Source organism: Flavobacterium rhizosphaerae, from assembly GCF_046000445.1.
Taxonomy (GTDB): Bacteria; Bacteroidota; Bacteroidia; order Flavobacteriales; family Flavobacteriaceae; genus Flavobacterium; species Flavobacterium rhizosphaerae.
In genome coordinates this window covers 1-18,971 of sequence record NZ_JBELPZ010000021.1, presented here as the reverse complement: position 1 = coordinate 18,971, position 18,971 = coordinate 1, and the positions used below count along the sequence as shown (strand labels likewise).

Below are 18,971 nucleotides of genomic sequence, written 5' to 3'. Positions count from 1 at the left end.
TTATTCAATGCTTGCCACAAAATCAAGTATTGTTCTGGCTATTTTTTCCTTATTATTTTCATTGGTAAGATAAGCCCTGTCATACTGATTGGTAAGATAGCCCATTTCAAAAATTATAGCTGGAGATTCACTATTTTTAAGCAGGTACATAGACGCTGTTTTAACCTCTCCAACATTATAATTTGCTTCTTTAAATTGTTGGGCAAGACTTTCAGCGTATTGTGCAGATTTAGTAGCAACAGCATTTTTGTCATATACAAAAAATTCCATACCCGAACGTTCGGTACCAATACTTTGTGAATTAACGTGTAATGAAATTAACAAATCCGGCTTAAGGCTGTTAATAGTATTTACCCTCTCATTTAAATCTACAAAATTGTCATTAAACCGGGTAAAGTGTATTACTATATTGCTGTTTTTATTCAGTTCATTAATTTTTTGGGCAATTTCATTAGTAATCTCTTTCTCAATTATATCATTATATTTGGCTCCAAAATCTTTGCCGCCGTGCCCTGCATCAATTACTATATTAATTTCTTTAGTTTTGGTTTCGTTTGGCACAACAAAAGCAAAACAGGCTGCAACAGCGGTTAGAACGAAAAATTTAAATAGTTTTTTCATAATGTAATTGATTTTAAAAGGTGAGTATCATCAAATATACTAATAAAACGTAAGTTTTGCCTTATATCGTATAAGTTAGCGTAATCTTTTCCCTTCAAGGCAGGCAGCCATAAGTTTTTCAAGCCGCTGTAGTTGGGTTTTTTCCTGTTTTGCCGATGCCACACGGTGCAGCATTATCTTTTTATAATATGGTGGCTGAGCTTCAAAAAATTTCCAGGCAGCCTTATTAGCTTTAAATTGCTCTTCAAGCGCTTTTGGCAGTGTTGCTACTTCATCCTGTTCGTGGGCGTATATTTTAGAATTTTTCTCTGTGCGTTTTTGAAAAGCTGCCAGGCCAGCAGGCTGTAATAAGCCTTTTTCCTGTAGTTCTTGTATTTTAGCTATATTTACGGCACTCCAGGTACTGTTAGGTTTACGGGGTGTAAAACGTATAGTATATGCCTCATTATTATAAGAGCGGCGCACGCCATCTATCCAGCCAAAGCATAATGCCTGTTCTACCGATTCGGGCCAGGTAATGCTGGATTTGCCTAAGCTTTTTTTATAGAATCCAACCATCACTTCCTGCTTATCGGTATAATGTTGTTGTAACCATTTCCTGAAATCAGCCGGGGTTTCAAAAAACTGAGGTTCCATAGTTATCCCACTACATTAATAATCTGCCTGATATCATTTAATGCCGTAAACCGTTGGTGCACTACATCATGGTCTATACGCTCATGCGCCCAGGTGGTATGAAAAGGCACATGGCAGGCATATCCCCCTATCTCTAAAACAGGGAGTACATCGCTTTTAAGTGAATTTCCAACCATCATAAAATCATTAGGAACAATATCCAGGCGGTTTAAAAGCTTGGTATAATCTATAGCCTCTTTATTTGACATTACTTCTATATGGTGAAAATAGTGCCCCAGGCCGCTGTCGTGCAGTTTACGGTGCTGGTCTTTCAGGTCGCCTTTTGTAGCCACTACCAGTTTATAATTTCCCTGCAATTGTTTAAGGGTATCCTCTACCCCATCTATAAGTTCTATAGGTTTGGCAAGAAGCTCTTTACCTAAGTCAAGTATTTTGGTAATGTGCCTGCTGCTTACTGTACCTCCGGAAATACTAATTGCGGTTTCAATAAGGCTGAGTATATATGCCTTAATGCCATAACCATACACCGGAAGGTTTTTAATCTGTATGCTGAATACTTCCTGTGCTATACTTTGGTGGCTCATGTAGTCTTCCATCAGCCCGCAAAAGGCTTTTTCAGTTTCTTCAAAATAAGGTTCGTTTATAAACAGCGTATCGTCAGCATCAAAAGCAATTACTTTTAAATTCATTTTTGGGCGTTAAATTTGAGCCATAAAATTAGCTAATAAATACAGTATTTATTGCTAAAAAAGTATTAAACCAGCACTTTACTGCAATGCCCTGCCACTACCTGCCAGTTATCACCCGTTTGCTGCCACACGCGGGTGTAACGGTATACGCCAACATTGGTATGGCCATTGTAGTTACCGCTAATGTCTTTTATTACAGATACTATACCCATATCGCCATATACCTCTATAAGCTGAGCGCTTATTTTTATTTCAAAAATTTCTATATTGCCTTTGTTGTGTGCATCAAGCTCATCTTGTTTGGTTACCAAATGGCCGTTATGGTTGGTAAACAGCATAGTATCGGCCAGCAATACATCAAGTGCTGCCACATTACCGGTTTTCATGGCTTCTGTAAGCCTGTTTTCCAAATCTGCAATATGTTGTTTAGTTTCCATCAGTATGGTTTTTAATACTGCAATTTACATAAACGCCAAACACCCGCTGAAACCATTAAGAAAGTTTTAGCCAAAAAACATTATCGTGCTTTTATATAGCCCACGCGGTTACCCGTACTGTTTAATAATAACCCATTACGGCCTATATATATTTTATGCGCGTTGTTATCAGCAAACATAATATTGTAACCAATTTTGTTAGATTTATACATTTTGGCCACCTGATATACCTTATCTCCTTCAACCTGAACTAGGTTTCCGCGTTTGGTAAGATAGTAATGCCCCTGCGGATCATTATCAAAATAGGCAACACTTACCACATTATTTGATTTTATACTTTCATTAATACGTACCATCCGTGTATTGGCAGATTTTTTAGCCGCTACGGGCTTCCTGTACGTTGTTGAAGGCGTACCCGATGATGCAATATAGTTTTTATCTTCTTTTTCCGGGGTGGCAGCTACCTGAGTAGGGTTAGCTTCCTTACCTTTTTCCGGAGCTGCCTCCTTAATAGGAGCTGCATTTTGCCAACCTGTAGCAATATAAGCCAGGCGGTCGTTTTTTGCAGGGTGTGTATGGCTGCCTTTTATTGATGCAATAATTGACATTACTGCTTAGGCATCAGGTAATGTAGCGCCCATTTTACGCAATACAAACCCTGAAAATTCATCTGCCTCTAATTCCGTTTGAGGCCGGCTTCCCACATTATCCAGCGTATGCCCATTGAGGTGGTGCCCTATTTCGTGCGCCAGTATACTTATGGCTGCCCAGTTGGTACCCGATGCTTTATTAATCTGGTTCATAAACTTTGGGTTGTACAGTATATAACGCTTATTTTTTATAACAACCGCTGCCGCATTAGGTACATTGGCTACGCGGAGTTCAAAATTGGGCTTGAGACCTATTACCGACATAATCTCTGCTACCGCTTTCTGGACCGTAGTACCCGATTCATATGCTATAATATCTCCCGTAATAGTTTCGCCATAATAGCTGCACATAGCAGTATATTTGGCCGACCCGAAGTTTTTTTGTGCCATGGCCGGCACCATGCAGCATAAAGCTGCAACCAAAATGCAGAATTTAATGCCTCTCATTTTAATAACCTGAAATTAAATTATATAATTAACTGCTAAAGTATGTAGTGTGTATATACTAACGGCAGGTATTTTAGAATTAGTATACAACACAGGTAATTTATAGTTATTTAAAAACAGCTACATAATAATGTATTAATCACCAGATACTAAAGTTAGTACCCATAACATAAAAATTACTGTAAGGCCAAAAATCATAATTATCCTGCCGTGGCTACGGTCAGCATTACTATAGCGATACATTACCCTGCCATCCGGCAACGTTTTTTTAGAAGAGTATAATATATAGCCAAATACAACACCTACCAAGCCGCCCATACAGGCAAATAAATAGCCGGCAAAAAGCCAGCCCCTGCTCACCTTTTCAGGTTGCTTTAATTCCGCAATCCTCTTTTTTTCCGCAAGCTGTATCGTTTCCTTATTTATTTCAACACCCCGTTCCTGTAAAAGCAGTAACGAAAGCTGGTAATCAAGAGCATTCCATTCATCTCGCTTATGTATAATCTCCATCAGCTCCTCATTTGTAAAAGTATAGAGGTAATAATCTTTGGGTAGTTTAGTTATATCCTCACGCACTTTTTGAGCAACAAGCCCATCAACAACAGCACGGTCTAATGGATTAATACGAACTTCATAATCTTTATCATAACTACCTGCAAAATTTCCATCGAGGCCAGATGAAATGGTTTTAACCAGGCAGCCAATGTTATTTTGCTGCAAAAGCTGCTGAAGGGCTTCTGCTTCGCCAGGTATCATGAAACGTTGATAAACAATTGTTTTATCGTTCATAAGCAAATAAACATAAGGGTTTCTTTCAAAGATACTAAACACCCTGATAAATTAACTCTGAAAATTTTTTAGCCAATAAAATGCAGGTGCTGTATAAAGTTATAAAATGACAACCTTAAACTGGTATAAAACTCAATTTTATATTAATTTTACCAATTACTAAATACTACTTTACATGCCTGAAACCATACCCCTTTTATTAGCCTTTATTATTGCCCTTGCCATAGGTGTTTTTATTGGCAAGGCTGTATTTACTTCTAAAACCGCTGCAGATAAAAAGATTTTTGAAGAACGCTACAACAGTATGCAGCTGCAATTAGAACAATTACGAGTACAGTCACAAAATGAAAAACAGGCTATAGAAAATCAGTTGGCTATTTTACAAAATGAACGTAACGAAATAAGGCATGATAAAGATGCACTGAGCGTACAACTCACTAAAAAAGAAGCCGATTTTGATAACCTTATGGAGCGCATGCGGGAACAGCGCAGCGAAACCGAACAGCTTAGGGAAAAATTCACTAAAGAATTTGAAAACCTGGCCAACCGGATATTAGAAGAAAAATCGACCAAATTTACCGAACAGAACCGCGAAAACCTGAAAAATATACTTTCTCCGCTACAGGAAAAAATACACCTTTTTGAGAAAAAAGTAGAAGATACCCATAAGGAGAGTATAGACTACCATGCCGCACTGCGCCAGCAGATACTTGGCCTTCGTGAAATGAATGAGGTAATGAGCCGCGAAACCCTTAACCTTACCCGTGCCCTTAAAGGCGACACTAAAATGCAGGGTAACTGGGGTGAGCTGGTGCTGGAACGGGTACTGGAAAAATCGGGGCTTGAAAAAGACCGCGAGTATTTTGTACAGCAACGCCATACCGATGATGAGGGTAGCCGGGTAATACCTGATGTGGTTATTAACCTTCCGGATGGTAAAAAAATGGTTGTAGATAGTAAAGTATCGCTTGTGGCGTATGAGCGTTATGTAAATGAAGAAGATGACCCTTTAAGGTTAGTACACCTTAAAGAGCACATTAATTCTATAAAAAAACATGTGGAACAGCTGGGTGAAAAAAATTATCATGACCTGTATAAAATTGAAAGCCCTGATTTTGTATTGCTGTTTATACCTATAGAGCCTGCTTTTGCTATAGCGCTTAATGAAGACAACACACTATACAACAGAGCCTTTGAGCGTAATATTGTTATAGTAACCCCAAGCACCCTGCTGGCTACCCTTCGGACTATAGACAGCATGTGGGCCAACCAGAAACAACAGGAAAATGCCTATGAAATTGCCCGGCAGGCCGGGGCGCTTTATGATAAGTTTGAAGGCTTTATTGGTGACCTTACCAAGGTTGGCGTAAAAATGCGCGATGCCCAAAATGAGTATCAGGGTGCTATGAATAAATTATTTGAAGGCCGTGGTAATATTGTTACCAGTATAGAAAAACTTAAGAAAATGGGTGCCAAAGCCAAAAAAACACTGCCTGAAAATATACTTAACCGTGCCCTGCAACAGGAAGAAAATGAAGATGACGACAACTCAGGCACACCCACACTGCTAAAACCATGAATGCTATAAAAAACACACATTACCGCAGGGTAAGCGAATCTAAAATTACCATATCAGAGCTTATGCTGCCCTCTCATGCTAATTTTAGCGGAAAAATACACGGTGGCTATATTTTAATGCTAATGGATCAGATTGCTTTTGCATCGGCTTCTAAATACAGCGGCAGCTATTGTGTTACGGCATCGGTAGATACGGTAGACTTTTTAAACCCTATTGAGGTGGGCGAACTGGTTACCATGAAGGCCTCTGTAAATTATGTTGGCAACAGCTCTATGATTATTGGTATACGTGTTACTGCAGAAAATATTCAGACAGGCAAGGTAAAACATTGTAATTCATCCTACTTTACTATGGTAGCCAAAGATGAAACTGGAAAAAATGTTATTGTCCCTACATTAATACTTAGCAGCCTGGAAGAAGTGCGCCGCTTTTACAATTCGCTTAAGCGTATCAGCCTGAAGAAGGAGCGTAACCGACATGAGAAAAATTTTGACCACACAAGCGACAAGGCTTTAAAAGAACTGGATAATTACCGTGTGAAGCTGGAGTTATGAGTATTTTTCTATATTTGTGACTATACACTAATTACAACTAAAAGTGAAGCAAAATTACTCATTGCCCCTATTATTATCAGCTTTTTTAACAGTATTATTGTTTTCATGCCAATCCGATAATGAAGATGATTACGACGAAATAATAACACAAATTGAAAGCCCTGTAGTAATGGACCTGGCACAGGTGCCTTACCCTAACCTTAGTGATTATCATTTTTTTGAAGGCGAGCTTAAAAATCTTCAACCGGCAAGCCGCGTAATACCGTATGACCTTAACAGTACCCTATTTACAGATTATGCTAAAAAGAAACGTTTTGTGTGGATGCCTGACGGGCTTAAAGCAACTTATGCTGCTGATGGTGAAACCCTGAATTTTCCAGTAGGTACTGCGCTGCTAAAAACGTTTTATTATGACAGCACTACAGACGACGATGTGCCCAATATTATTGAAACAAGGGTTATGATTAAAAAAGAAAGCGGATGGATGTTTGCCAATTATGTATGGAACCAGGATAAAACCGAAGCTACTTTAAATACTATGCAGCAGGAGGTACGCGTGAGCTGGATGCATAATGGCGAGGAGCGTATGGCACGCTATAAAATACCTGCAACGGCATCATGCATTATGTGCCATGACTTAAATGATGTTGCCACAACCATTGGTACCAAACCACAAAACCTCAACAAACAATATAACTATGCGGATGGCACTGAAAACCAGTTAAGCAAATGGATGGCTACCGGATACCTTAATACTGTTCCTCAAAATATAACTTCAACAGTAAACTGGACTGATGAAACCCAGCCCCTTGAGCTAAGGGTACGCTCTTACCTTGATATTAACTGTGCCCATTGCCACAACCCCGGCGCTTATTGCGGGTATACTCCCATGAATTTTCAATTTGGTGTAACTGATTTGCCGCAAAACCTTGGGGTATGTAATGAGCCTGTTGATTTTGTTACTTCTGGGCAGGAATATATTGTAGACGGACAGGATATAGAAAATTCGCTTTTACATTACCGCATGAACAATAACATTCAGTCTGAAATGATGCCGCCTATTGGCCGTAGTGTTGTAGATGAAGAGGCCCTGCAAATGATAGCCGAATGGATTAGTACAATGGAAACACAATGCCCTTAGATTTTAAGTTTAAAAAAACCGGCGGAGCCTGATGCCGTACCACTTAACACAAGAAAAACTGCGTAAGAAAAATTAAATATCCCTGCTTATAAAACAGTATAAGAGCCTGCAAAAATGCAGGCTCTTATGTTGCAAGTAAAACCAATTATTATTGCTTTATAACTGTTATATTTTCTATAGCATCACCAGCATGTGCCTTAATAATGTAAGTGCCCGGAGTAAAATTTTGCATATATATATTTACGTTTGGCGTTGCTGCGGTTGCTTTATAAACCAGTTTACCATTTATATCAAAAATTTCTATACTGCTTATAAACGTATCTGAAGTAACTGTAAGCATATCGGTTACAGGGTTAGGGTAAGCTTTAAAACCCGTTGTTTTAACATCTTTTATACCTCCTGTAGTGGTTACGGTTATACTACCCTGCATGGAAGGATGAAAATTACAGGCATAAGCGGTAGTACCATCTACTGTAAAAGTATGAGAATATGATTCGCCCGAACCGGTAATGGTACCGCTGTCAAATGTTTCAGCCCCCCCTGCCTGGCTGGTTACAGTATGCGGAAGTGTATCATCCCACATCCATTTTACGGTGTCTCCATTTTCTATAGTAATTACTGTTTCACTGGATGTAACCCCAATAAACCAATTAACCATGTGGGTAGTTTGTGCTGTTAGCCCCCCGGCAAACAACAATGCTGATAGTAGTAACGTTTTTTTCATAATGCCTATGTTTTTATTTATATAACAAAGTACGCAGTTCTATAAATAACACAGGGCTTTAAACTAGAATAGATGGGTTGCTATTTAGTGTTTTGGGCATGGCGGTTAGTATTCGCTTATATCGGCCTTTTTGAAAGAATTTAATTTATCAAGATATAAAATTGTACTACTATTGTCTTCATTTTCTGAATACATCATATTAAATTTTGCGCCATAAACAATTTCATCAAATGTATACGATGAAGTTGCTGCCACAGTAGAGCTAAACAGGTCATCAAATGCTTTAATATAAACAATAACCTCTCCTTCAATAGTTTCAAAGTCTTCTTTGGTAAAACCGTAAAAGGGACTTTCTTCCGTAATAGGGTGAACAAGGGTCCAGCTTAATGTTAGTGAGCTTATTTTTACCATTTCAAGCTCCAGTGTATAAAATTTATTTACAGGTTTATTATTTTCCATAACTACCATACCCAATGTCATACGCGCCTCTGCATCAATAAGGTTGGTGTTTTTATGCGGCGCCATACGCACCATTAAGCCGCTCTTGCCTTTATAAGGGGCTATTAACGCATTATGAGAAAACTGTATAAACATACGTGGGCGGCTAAAACGACCATAAAATAAACCGGTAGCAATAGCAAAGCTCAACAAGCCAGTAAGGGCTTCTGTGGCCGCCAGTGCACTCGTGCCTACACCCGAGGGGCTTATATGCCCATAACCCACCGTGGTAAAAGTTTGTGCACTAAAAAAATAAGCTTTGCCAAATTTTACCCATTCACCACCTGCGGTACCAATACCATCAAGGTTTTCAACACCTATAAGATAATATAATAATGCAAAGAGAAAGTTTATACCGGCATAAAAGCAAAAAATGATGCCTATAAATTTCCAGCCAGACATGTTAAGTAACGTGTGGTACCAACTGATACGATCAAAAAAATTAAGCCCTTTTTTTTCTATATTCGCAGTACCATCTTTATTAATAAAACGCCCGCCATAACTATTGGGATTGGTACCAAACCCAGTGGTTTCGCTTGGTTTTGCTTTTATATTAATGTTTTTAAAAATCTCCATATATAGTGCATTGGTTTTAAAAATGCGGAATAAAAGTAATAAAAAAAAGTTCCGGAAAAGCATCATGAACAATGCTTTTCCGGAACCGATAACTACTATATATAACTTAATTAACTCTTCACTATCTTTTTAGTTACACTGTTACCTGAAGCAGTAACCTTTACAAAATAAATACCTGACGGGAACAGATTTATATCTACCTTTAGTTCATTACCCGGTGTGGTATAATGCTGCAATTGTTTTCCAAACACATCATAAATTTCTACCTGTTGCATTGCCTGGGCAGATTTTACTGTAAATATGCCATAAACAGGGTTGGGATACAGTGTGATAAATGAAGGTGTAGCGGTAAAATTTTTGTTGCTTAATGTAGCCTCCTGTATTGCCTCCCAGCTTGAAGCAATGCTGTTATCTAAAGCATTATCTATAAGGTGAAGATAATACCCATCGCCATCTGCTGTATCCGGCCACGGCGCATCATCATCATACTGCACTGCATCTATAATATTACCAAAACCATCGGCAAGCACGAGGTTTTGTGTACTGTTTGACAAATTACGCTGAAACTGTCCAAAAGCTTCCGTACCATACTTCAGTTCAAAAACCTCCGGATTGCTAACAATATAAATCATCGCCCCTGGCGCTATAGTGCTGCCTGCCGTAAATTGGTATGAAACCCCAAGTTCCCTTAAATAAACTCCCGTAAGGTTTACCTCAGTAGTGCCAGTATTGGTTATCTGTATAAACTCCTGGTCATCAGATTCCGGAAAATCGTCGCTCTCACCTGGATGGTAGCTTATACCTGTAATAACAAGCGAGGGTAATTCCGGGTTTTCACAAGCCGAATAGCTGCCCGCATTTGCAGTAATCCAGTTAATTCTTTGTGCAATCCAGCTTTTGAGGTCTGCAATTTCGTTGCTCCAGTTTGGCACTGTGCCCCAGGTTTGCTGCTCACGTACGGCTGCATCACTTATCTGAGCTACAATCTCATCAATATACGCATCAATGCTGTTATAATTTAAAGGCTGGCCTTCGGCTGTAAGCGCATTCCACCTGCGCGAAAAATAGCATTTAAACTCCGGATTGTTAAATAAATCAGTCCAAAACTTAGGCCCTTCGTTATCACCATTACTAAATTGCCATACATCGGTATGGCTACGGTCAAAACCATATATAAAAAGGTCGTTACCAAAGGTTAGGTTAAAATCCCAAATTGGCCCTGCCCTTAATTTGCCGCCAATATCTTTATGAAAAAAAGTACTTATCTGGTAACCATCAGCATTAGAGCCCAGTTCATTCATCACCATAAAATCTACAAAAGTAGGTATATCAATTATTGATGGGTAACCGGTTGCCAGGTTTATATTATTACTGTTTGCTGTTGTTGCCAAATCAGTAAATACCTGATGTATATAATTATCTTGCTGAGGTGTAACATCCTCCGGTTTAGGCACCTCATGTATAAAATCTGTCCAGCCTTCATAAGAGTCCATAGACCATGCTACAGGGTCTCCCCCGGTTGTTTTGTCGGCTTTTGTTATGTAGCCGCCTGTAAGGGACATACCCGTACTGGCATCTTCATCTATTTCTTCAATATTTATCCTGTTAGAATCGTCTTTAAGCTTTTCCTGAAGTATATATAGCCCTTTGTACTCCCCGTTTATAATAACCTCGCAGTATTGTGTCCTGGAAGTATAATAACCTATTTGACGTGAAAGGTTATAGCTTATATAATCGCGCATGAGTGACGGATCAAAAGCAAGACCATTGAGTATCCAGTCATTTTCTTTTGGCATACCCAAAATACTCACGTTCTGTTTGGTTTGGGTATCATCTTCATAGGTTGTCCACCCGTATTGTTTTTTTGGTAAATCCTGAGATGTAGAGCCGCGTATTTCTATTTTTATTCGACCATCATAATCTAAATATGCATCATTATCCTGGTCGGCCACATAATTGGTACTGCCATCTTCATGATAAATAATTTTCATACTTGCAGCCACTTTAGGTTCGTCCGGTATTTCGGTAGCCTGCCCTGTATCCGGGTTTATGTCTGTAGTTATAATTACAATAGGTAAATTACTCTGGGTAAAGTTTACCTGGCTGTATACCGTGCTGCAAACAGTTAACAAAAGTACATACCTGCAACACAAAAAATAGGTTTTAAGGGGGTTTGTTAGTTTCATGGTTAATTTTTAATTAAAACAAATGTAACATTTATTTAACAATTGCTACTAATAAAATAACCTATGTCTATAGAAATAAAGCTTCAATTTCAATAAATTACACAAAGCTTTAAGTTTTATATATTTTTTTTACATTTGGATAATCATCATCAATCAGAAGCATTATGAAAAAACATCATTTAATTATTGCAGCATTTTTTGCTATGGCCCATTTAACAGCTCAGGAAAAAAGCCTGCCCGGCAATACCGCTTTGCCATCTTCTAAAGAAGAGCTTGCGCGCCTTGCGGCGGCAGAAACTGGAACCTATAAATATTCGGTAGAAGATTATTTTAAACGCCCTTCTCAATTTTCATTTCAGTTCTCCCCTAACGGGACTTATATTTCGTATAAAGAAAGGGATGCAGACGGCAAAGTGAATGTGTATATTAAAAACACTATAACCAACAAAGTAGAGCGGGTAATTGAAGAAAAAGAAGACCTGGTACGCGGTTATGGATGGATTAATAATGAACGCCTGGTTTATCTTCAGGATAAAGGCGGTAATGAAAACTATCACATATTTGCGGTAAACATTGATGGCTCTAATCCTAAAGAGCTTACGCCTTTTGAAGGGGTGCGTGCCAGCATTATAAATATGCTTAAAGACCAGCCGGATTATATTATTGTAGAGATGAACAAGGATAATCCGCAAATTTTTGAACCTTTTAAAATCAATGTTAAAACAGGCGAATATGTAAAACTATATGAAAATACCGATCCTGCTAACCCTATAACAGGTTATGATTTTGATAAAGACGGCAACCTGAAAGCATATACCCAGCAACAAAACGGCACAGACAATGTGTTATACTACCGGACAGCCAATGACAAGCCTTTTGAAAAAGTAAAAACCAACATATGGAAAGATGATTTTGGTATTATTGATTTTGACTATACCACCCCAAACCCAAACGATGCGTATGTATTAACTAACCTTGAAAATAATACGCGCGAAATTATACTTTATGATTTTGAAAAAAATAAAACTATAAAGAAAATATATGCCAACCCAACCTTTGATGTAGGCGGTTTGAGCACTTCTCGTAAACGCGGCTTTGAGGTAGATTATTATTATTACAACGGAGACAAAAGCAATATAATACCTGTGAGCAGCACCGCAAAAAAACTGTATGCCAAATTTAAAAAGCAATTTGGCGATAAGGAGTTTTCTATTAGCGGCGTTACCGATAATGAAGATAAATTTTTGATATATGTAAGCAGCGATAAATATTATGGCAGCTACTACCTGTATGAAACCAAAGGGGATACTTTTAAAGAACTTATAAACCTTATGCCGCAGCTTAAGGAAGAAGATATGGCCGAAATGCGCCCTATACAGTTTAAATCCAGAGACGGGCTTACCCTTTATGGCTACCTTACCATACCAAAACAGGCTACAGGCGGTAAAAAAGTACCCTTGATAGTAAATCCTCATGGCGGGCCTTACGGTGTTAGGGATAACTGGGGCTTTAACCCGGAAACGCAACTTTTTGCAAGCCGGGGCTATGCCACATTACAGGTTAATTACCGCGGGTCTGGCGGATATGGCAAAGAGTTTTTTCAGGCAGGTAACAAACAGATAGGGCGCAATATGCTTAACGATCTGGAAGACGGTGTTGCCTATGCCAAATCTCTGGGCTTTATAGACGAAAATAAAATAGCCATTTATGGCGGTAGCTATGGCGGGCTTGCCACCCTTGGCAGCCTTGTTAAAACACCAGATTTATATAACTGCGGTGTAGATTATGTTGGGGTATCTAACCTGTTTACCTTCTTTAAATCGTTCCCTGAGTACTGGAAACCCTTTTTAGGGCAGGTTTATGAACAATGGTATAATGAAAATGACCCTGCTGACCAAGAAATTATGAAACAGGTATCTCCAGCGCTTAATGCTGATAAAATAACCAAGCCGCTTTTTGTAGTACAGGGAGCTAATGACCCAAGGGTTAATATTAACGAAAGCGACCAGGTGGTAGAAAACCTTAGAAGCCGAGGTGTAGAAACGCCTTATATGGTTAAATATAACGAAGGCCATGGTTTTGGCCGCGAAGATAACCGTATTGAGCTATACAAATGCATGATGGGCTTTTTTGCTGAAAATTTAAAGTAGTACACTAAATAGTTATGTAAAGCCGGGCTGCAATAGGCAGCCCGGCTTTTTTATAATAAGTAACAGCTTAAACATTAACAACAATATGGATAAAAGAGCTTTGTTTTTAACTTGTGTTGTAATGTTATATGCGTAGCTTTATATCATTATGAATAAACTATTTTTTGATACCTGGGAGAGCGTGCTCCGCACTTTTATTATTACAATACTGGCCTACATTGCCCTAATCATTCTTTTACGTATTTCCGGGAAACGGTCTTTATCTAAAATGAATGCTTTTGATTTTGTAGTTACCATAGCGCTGGGCTCTGCTTTTGCTGCTGTTACCCTAAATAAAGATATACCTCTTGCAGATGGCATTACAGTGTTTGTATTACTCATAGGCATGCAGTTTATTATAACATGGCTTGCGGTACGCTATAAAACCGTTAGCCACCTTGTTACCAACCGCCCTGCCATGCTGCTGTACAAAGGAGAACTTTATGAAAATATACTTAAACAAGAACGTGTAACAATGCAAGAGATTTATTCTGCTGCGCGTAAAAAAGGCATAGCCGAACTTAAAGATATTGATATTGCCATACTTGAACCTACCGGCGATATTTTAATTATCCCGAAAATGGATATAGATGATGCACAAACGCTAAAAGATGTTATACATAAGCATTGATACATATTCACAGTTTTAAGCTATATTATACGGTGGATAAGCTTAATATTGTTATACCTTTTCAGCTTCTTACAGTAGCTAATAAATCATAAGGATAGCCTAATGATACACTGCTTACATTATCTAAACTAGTAATTTGTTCTTCTGTTAACTGAATGGCAGTTGCCTGTAAAGAGTCTTCAAAATGAGAAAGTTTACGGGCTCCAATCAAAGGAAAAGCGCCTTTTGATAATACCCAGGCAAATGCAACTTGTCCAGCAGTAGCATTTGCTTCTTTTGCTATAATAACAAGTTCATCAATGATTGTTTTTGTTCTTTCGTTTTCTATATATTCTGAATTACTTCCTAAACTCAAACGACCTGATGCTCCACTTCTGTATTTTCCGGTTAACAGACCACCAGCTAATGGAGAATAAATCATCATTCCCAAACCAAATTCCTCTGCCATCGTAACAAACTCACGGTCTGCAGTTCGCTGCAACAAATTGTATTCTATTTGCAGTGCGGTTAAATTTGTCCGGCTTGCCATAGATGCAACTTTCCAGGCAGGAAAATTAGTTAAACCAGTGTATAAAATTTTTCCTTCTTTTACCAAGTCTTCTAACCCTCTGATGATTTCTTCCATAGGAGTTACACCATCATCGAAATGAGGCATATAAATATCAATATAGTCGGTTTTTAATCGCTTCAAACTCGCTTCCACGGCTTGTTTCATCGACTTACGGTGATTTCCATAATTACTTACAGCAGGATTAACTTCACTGCTTTTTGTATACTTTGTACAGATGATGAAATTATTTCGTTGGTTCTCCAAAAAGTTGCCCACTATTTCTTCGGCTTCACCAAATTGATATAAATCAGATATATCTATGAAATTCCCTCCCGCATCTGCATACGCAGAAAGTATTTTTTTAGATTCTTCTGGTGAAGCTCCATATCCTTTCCTGGTTCCAAAGTTTGCAGCACCCAAAATAACTTCACTCGCATATAAACCTGTATTAGATCCAAATAATTTATATTTCATATTGATTATTTTTATAAAACAAACCTACAAGCATTAAATGATAGAGTCAAGTACGGATAAATTTGTCCCTATAATAATGTTATATTTGAATGTAAATTGATTTGTTATGTACCAAAGAAAAACACCTGTAACGGTAGAATGTGGGCTTCATTTATTTATGGAAGTAATGAGTGGCAAATGGAAGATTAATTTAGTATGGTGTGTGTATAATAAAATTATTCGTCCAGGCGACTTACAGAGGAAAATACCAAATGCTACCAGGCGGGTATTGGAGGGACAATTAAAACAATTAGTTAATCACGGTATCTTTTCGAAAAAGACTTATGATGTAAAACCTCCAATGGTTGAATATAGTTTAACTGAATTGGGAGAATCACTAATTCCAATTATTAAGTCTACAGCTAAATGGGGAGAAGATAATAGAGATAAATTGGAGAAATTGATAGTTAATTAAAATTGCTTTAAGTCTATTTGTTGAAAACCATTTATTCATTTTCTCATTACATTTCCTATTCTTTCCTGCATCTGACTTTTGAGAGATTTGAATTGACCACCCAATTCAATAAGGCAATAAAGTATAAAGCAGATTGATAAAGACATTAATGGAAATAAAAATGGGACAAACTCATCATTTTAAATTTGTCCCATCAAGTGACTATGGCCGGATTCGAACCGGCACGCCTTGCGGCACCACCCCCTCAAGATGGCGAGTCTACCAATTTCTCCACATAGCCGGTAAATGGTTGTAAACAAAAAAAGTTAAGCCGCTGTTATGCCCGCTTAACTTTTTGTGACCCGACTGGGGCTCGAACCCAGGACCCCAACATTAAAAGTGTTGTGCTCTACCAACTGAGCTATCGAGTCGTAGCATTCAAGTAAAGTAATAAAATTTGTGACCCGACTGGGGCTCGAACCCAGGACCCCAACATTAAAAGTGTTGTGCTCTACCAACTGAGCTATCGAGTCATTAAATACATTTCCTTGAACGCGGGTGCAAATATACGGATGTATTATTTATTATTCAAAGCGATTTTATTATAAATTTGGAGTTTTTTCATACTTATTTTTTACCTCCCTAATTTATAAGCCCTTAATATGAGTAAAAAAATAATTTTATGTGGGTATATGGCCTCCGGAAAAACAACAATTTCCCGGTTATTGTCTCACGCAACCGAAATTCCGTATGCTGACCTTGACCATGTTATAGAAAAGGAAGCCGGAAAATCTATATCAGATATTTTTAAAGATGAAAAAGAAGTTGCTTTTCGTAAGCGCGAACATATAGCCTTAAAAAAACTACTGGAAACAAAAGGCGACTTGATAATAAGCCTTGGTGGCGGCACGCCATGTTATGCCAATAACCACTTGTTTTTACAAGAGCCCAATGTAATTTCAATTTATCTTAAAGCCGGAATTAAAGAAATTGTGGCACGGCTAAAAGGCCAGCTGTCACATCGTCCGTTGTTAGCAGCGCTAACCCCTGAAGAATTGGAAGAATACATAGCTAAACACCTTTTTGACAGAAGTTATTTTTACCACCAGTCTAAACATACTGTTGTTACAGACGGCAAAAGCGAAGAGCAAGTGGTAAATGCCATTATAAGCCTGCTTTAGCTAAGGCTTGCATAGCGTTCTTCTTTATCCAACACTACAATAATATGTTCCTGTAGCGATGTAGAAAGCGAGAGACCTTTAAAATCAACCTTTACAGGATATTGTTTATGGTTACGGTCTACCAATACTGCGGTTTTAAATTTTTTAAGTGGCACTTCTAAAAAATGCTTAACACCATAAATTAATGTTGTGCCGCTGTTTAGTACATCATCTACCAGTACCAAGGCTTTATTAGCATATTCTTCTGGTGCCATAGAGGTTTTTACAGGTTCCAGGGGTTGTGTTTTATTAATATGCACCTCGCATAAATCTATCTTAATGCCCGATATTTTTTTTAGCTCTTTGGCAATCATTTTGGTAAAAAGGTAGCCATTGCTGGCTATACCTGCCAAAACAACCTCTTCCTCATCAGGAAAAGTTTCATAAATCTGATAGGCTATGCGGCGGGTTTTATAATCTATTTCTTCGGAGCTTAGTATTATATTCTTCATGTATTGTTATATGTATTCTTATAAAATATCGTTTTCTTCATCAGGGTCGGTAGTATAATCGTCCAGGTCGCGCCTGTCTTTTTTTGTAGGGCGCCCGGTACCTTTAGCCCTGTAATGCTCTTTAGCCAGCTTTAGCATTTCTAAGTGTTCAAAAGCATTGGCAGGCGTTTCGTCTTTCCGGTATACATCAACCAGTTTTGGCCCTACCCTGTTGGCGGGTATATCCAGCACTTTTAGTTTATAATTTATCTGGTCTCTTCTTACGGTAACAATATCCATAGGGAAAACCTCCCGCGATGCCTTTGCCTGCTGCCCGTTTACCGTTACATGTCCTTTTTGTATGGCCTGGGTAGCTATACTGCGGGTTTTATAATAACGGGTACACCACAAATATTTATCAATCCTCATACTATTTCTAAAAAATCATTGTTATATACCAATACAAAAATAAGGGAAAATTGTATCTTGCACCCCATTAAAAAAATTTAAAATGAATAGACTTTTAAAGGTTTTGACACTTGTTTTTATTGCCCTGTTTGTTTCCTGTAAAAAAGATGATGACAGTAACACTGTACCACCGCGCGATTATGGCGAACAATATGCAGCTGATATGGACAGTATAGAAAACTACCTTAAAAACAATTATATTGTTAGTGTTGATGAAGATTATAACATTGAATTTGCAGAAATAACCGACCCTATCACCCAGGTTTCTATATGGGATCAGACTGATTATCCGTTAATGTCTAAACAGGCTAAAAGTTATAATGAAAATAATACAGTAACCTATACTTTATATTACCTTTTACTAAATGAAGGAGGTGGCAATGCCCCTACACGTGGTGATAACATACTTGTTTCTTACCGCGGCACCCTTTTAAATGGCACACAGTTTGACTACCAACCCTACCCGCAGGGCACATTTTCTCTGGCAGAGACTATTGAGGCCTGGCAAGAACTTATGCCCCTGTTTAAAAGTGGCGATTACATTGATATCCCTGACAACCCTAATCCGGCAGAATTTGAAAATTATGGTGCCGGGGTAATGTTTGTACCTTCGGGAATGGGATATTATAATAACCCACGCTCTGTATTAATTCCAAATTACTCTCCCCTTGTATTTACCTTTAAACTGTATGCTGTTGATTATACAGACCTTGACAGCGACGGTATATTGAACAAAGACGAAACAGAACCGGGCATAGATATTTACTATTATGATACGGACGAAGACGGGATTCCTAATTACCTTGATACCGACGATGACGGAGACGGATACACCACTTTTTATGAAATTACCATTACCGGTACAGACGAGCAGTATCCGTTTGATGAAATACCAACCTGCGAAGGCGGTACGCTAAAAAAACATTTAGACCCTAACTGCCATTAAGTAGTTTATAAAAAATAGCCCATACAAGGGGCTGTCTCAAAAGTGAGTCAGCCCTATTTTTTTTAAACAAATAAGGGAGCCCGCGGGTTCCCTTTATTCTGC

The 18,971-nt window shown here is 38.3% G+C and carries 21 protein-coding genes and 3 tRNA genes; 8 read left to right on the top strand and 16 right to left on the bottom strand.

The genetic code is table 11. From position 1 onward, the window contains the following. The 7 genes from ABS766_RS15045 to ABS766_RS15015 form a co-directional block, all read right to left on the bottom strand. The gene (locus tag ABS766_RS15045) at positions 1-621 is read right to left on the bottom strand and encodes an N-acetylmuramoyl-L-alanine amidase family protein (RefSeq protein WP_408086018.1); all 621 of its coding nucleotides are present in this window, start codon (positions 619-621) and stop codon (positions 1-3) included. A 75-nt stretch (positions 622-696) separates the two neighbouring features. Further along, positions 697-1,257, bottom strand: a complete 561-nt coding sequence (locus tag ABS766_RS15040) for a YdeI/OmpD-associated family protein (RefSeq protein WP_408086017.1) — start codon at positions 1,255-1,257, stop codon at positions 697-699. Between the two features lie 2 nt (positions 1,258-1,259). After that, complete coding sequence (locus ABS766_RS15035) at positions 1,260-1,946, bottom strand: HAD family hydrolase (protein ID WP_408086016.1); 687 nt, start codon at positions 1,944-1,946, stop codon at positions 1,260-1,262. A 65-nt stretch (positions 1,947-2,011) separates the two neighbouring features. Further along, positions 2,012-2,383 (bottom strand): nuclear transport factor 2 family protein, encoded by a 372-nt coding sequence (locus ABS766_RS15030; protein WP_408086015.1) that lies wholly within the window; start codon positions 2,381-2,383, stop codon positions 2,012-2,014. An 80-nt stretch (positions 2,384-2,463) separates the two neighbouring features. After that, entirely contained in the window at positions 2,464-2,991 is a 528-nt protein-coding gene (locus ABS766_RS15025) for a hypothetical protein (protein ID WP_408086014.1), read from the bottom strand. 6 nt (positions 2,992-2,997) lie between these two features. After that, positions 2,998-3,456 (bottom strand): M48 family metalloprotease, encoded by a 459-nt coding sequence (locus ABS766_RS15020; RefSeq protein WP_408086013.1) that lies wholly within the window; start codon positions 3,454-3,456, stop codon positions 2,998-3,000. Between the two features lie 159 nt (positions 3,457-3,615). Then, on the bottom strand, positions 3,616-4,269 hold the full coding sequence (locus ABS766_RS15015; RefSeq protein WP_408086012.1) for a hypothetical protein: 654 nt from the start codon (positions 4,267-4,269) through the stop codon (positions 3,616-3,618). Positions 4,270-4,444: 175 nt separating this feature from the next. On the opposite strand from ABS766_RS15015, the gene rmuC reads away from it, so the two are divergent. From rmuC to ABS766_RS15000, 3 genes are all read left to right on the top strand, one after another. Beyond that, positions 4,445-5,848, top strand: coding sequence for a DNA recombination protein RmuC (gene rmuC / locus ABS766_RS15010; RefSeq protein ID WP_408086011.1), 1,404 nt, complete (start codon positions 4,445-4,447; stop codon positions 5,846-5,848). After that, entirely contained in the window at positions 5,845-6,402 is a 558-nt protein-coding gene (locus ABS766_RS15005) for an acyl-CoA thioesterase (protein WP_408086010.1), read from the top strand. Before rmuC ends, ABS766_RS15005 begins: the two co-directional genes overlap by 4 nt. Positions 6,403-6,463: 61 nt before the next feature. Next, complete coding sequence (locus tag ABS766_RS15000) at positions 6,464-7,543, top strand: hypothetical protein (protein ID WP_408086009.1); 1,080 nt, start codon at positions 6,464-6,466, stop codon at positions 7,541-7,543. Between the two features lie 148 nt (positions 7,544-7,691). Here ABS766_RS15000 and ABS766_RS14995 read toward each other — a convergent pair whose 3' ends face one another. The 3 genes from ABS766_RS14995 to ABS766_RS14985 all read right to left on the bottom strand — a co-directional run bounded on the left by ABS766_RS14995 (position 7,692) and on the right by ABS766_RS14985 (position 11,527). Continuing rightward, a complete protein-coding gene (locus ABS766_RS14995; protein WP_408086008.1) occupies positions 7,692-8,267 on the bottom strand; it encodes a T9SS type A sorting domain-containing protein in 576 nt (191 codons plus the stop codon). 105 nt (positions 8,268-8,372) lie between these two features. Continuing rightward, positions 8,373-9,341, bottom strand: coding sequence for an ion channel (locus ABS766_RS14990; protein WP_408086007.1), 969 nt, complete (start codon positions 9,339-9,341; stop codon positions 8,373-8,375). A 110-nt stretch (positions 9,342-9,451) separates the two neighbouring features. Next, the gene (locus ABS766_RS14985; protein WP_408086006.1) at positions 9,452-11,527 is read right to left on the bottom strand and encodes a CotH kinase family protein; all 2,076 of its coding nucleotides are present in this window, start codon (positions 11,525-11,527) and stop codon (positions 9,452-9,454) included. Between the two features lie 164 nt (positions 11,528-11,691). Here ABS766_RS14985 and ABS766_RS14980 point away from each other — a divergent pair, with 164 nt between their 5' ends. Next, positions 11,692-13,677: a S9 family peptidase gene (locus ABS766_RS14980; RefSeq protein ID WP_408086005.1), complete on the top strand. Its 1,986-nt coding sequence runs from the start codon at positions 11,692-11,694 to the stop codon at positions 13,675-13,677. Positions 13,678-13,825: 148 nt separating this feature from the next. Further along, complete coding sequence (locus ABS766_RS14975; RefSeq protein WP_408086004.1) at positions 13,826-14,347, top strand: DUF421 domain-containing protein; 522 nt, start codon at positions 13,826-13,828, stop codon at positions 14,345-14,347. Between the two features lie 61 nt (positions 14,348-14,408). Here the strand turns inward: ABS766_RS14975 and ABS766_RS14970 are convergent, their stop codons facing one another. Beyond that, a complete protein-coding gene (locus tag ABS766_RS14970) occupies positions 14,409-15,371 on the bottom strand; it encodes an aldo/keto reductase (RefSeq protein ID WP_408086003.1) in 963 nt (320 codons plus the stop codon). A gap of 106 nt (positions 15,372-15,477) precedes the next feature. Here ABS766_RS14970 and ABS766_RS14965 point away from each other — a divergent pair, with 106 nt between their 5' ends. Next, positions 15,478-15,825, top strand: a complete 348-nt coding sequence (locus ABS766_RS14965; RefSeq protein WP_408086002.1) for a winged helix-turn-helix transcriptional regulator — start codon at positions 15,478-15,480, stop codon at positions 15,823-15,825. A 198-nt stretch (positions 15,826-16,023) separates the two neighbouring features. Here ABS766_RS14965 and ABS766_RS14960 read toward each other — a convergent pair. The 3 genes from ABS766_RS14960 to ABS766_RS14950 all read right to left on the bottom strand — a co-directional run bounded on the left by ABS766_RS14960 (position 16,024) and on the right by ABS766_RS14950 (position 16,337). Then, positions 16,024-16,105 (bottom strand) — tRNA-Leu (locus ABS766_RS14960). A 57-nt stretch (positions 16,106-16,162) separates the two neighbouring features. Further along, positions 16,163-16,235, bottom strand: a tRNA-Lys gene (locus ABS766_RS14955). Between the two features lie 29 nt (positions 16,236-16,264). Continuing rightward, a tRNA-Lys gene (locus ABS766_RS14950) sits at positions 16,265-16,337 on the bottom strand. Positions 16,338-16,466: 129 nt separating this feature from the next. Here ABS766_RS14950 and ABS766_RS14945 point away from each other — a divergent pair. Beyond that, positions 16,467-16,985, top strand: coding sequence for a shikimate kinase (locus ABS766_RS14945; RefSeq protein ID WP_408086001.1), 519 nt, complete (start codon positions 16,467-16,469; stop codon positions 16,983-16,985). Here the strand turns inward: ABS766_RS14945 and ABS766_RS14940 are convergent. After that, positions 16,982-17,476 (bottom strand): phosphoribosyltransferase family protein, encoded by a 495-nt coding sequence (locus ABS766_RS14940; RefSeq protein ID WP_408086000.1) that lies wholly within the window; start codon positions 17,474-17,476, stop codon positions 16,982-16,984. The two genes, ABS766_RS14945 and ABS766_RS14940, sit on opposite strands and share 4 nt — an antisense overlap. An 18-nt stretch (positions 17,477-17,494) precedes the next feature. Further along, positions 17,495-17,884, bottom strand: a complete 390-nt coding sequence (locus ABS766_RS14935) for an RNA-binding S4 domain-containing protein (protein ID WP_408085999.1) — start codon at positions 17,882-17,884, stop codon at positions 17,495-17,497. 82 nt (positions 17,885-17,966) lie between these two features. Between ABS766_RS14935 and ABS766_RS14930 the strand changes: the two genes are divergently transcribed. Continuing rightward, positions 17,967-18,869 (top strand): FKBP-type peptidyl-prolyl cis-trans isomerase, encoded by a 903-nt coding sequence (locus ABS766_RS14930; protein ID WP_408085998.1) that lies wholly within the window; start codon positions 17,967-17,969, stop codon positions 18,867-18,869. Positions 18,870-18,971: the final 102 nt, after the last annotated feature.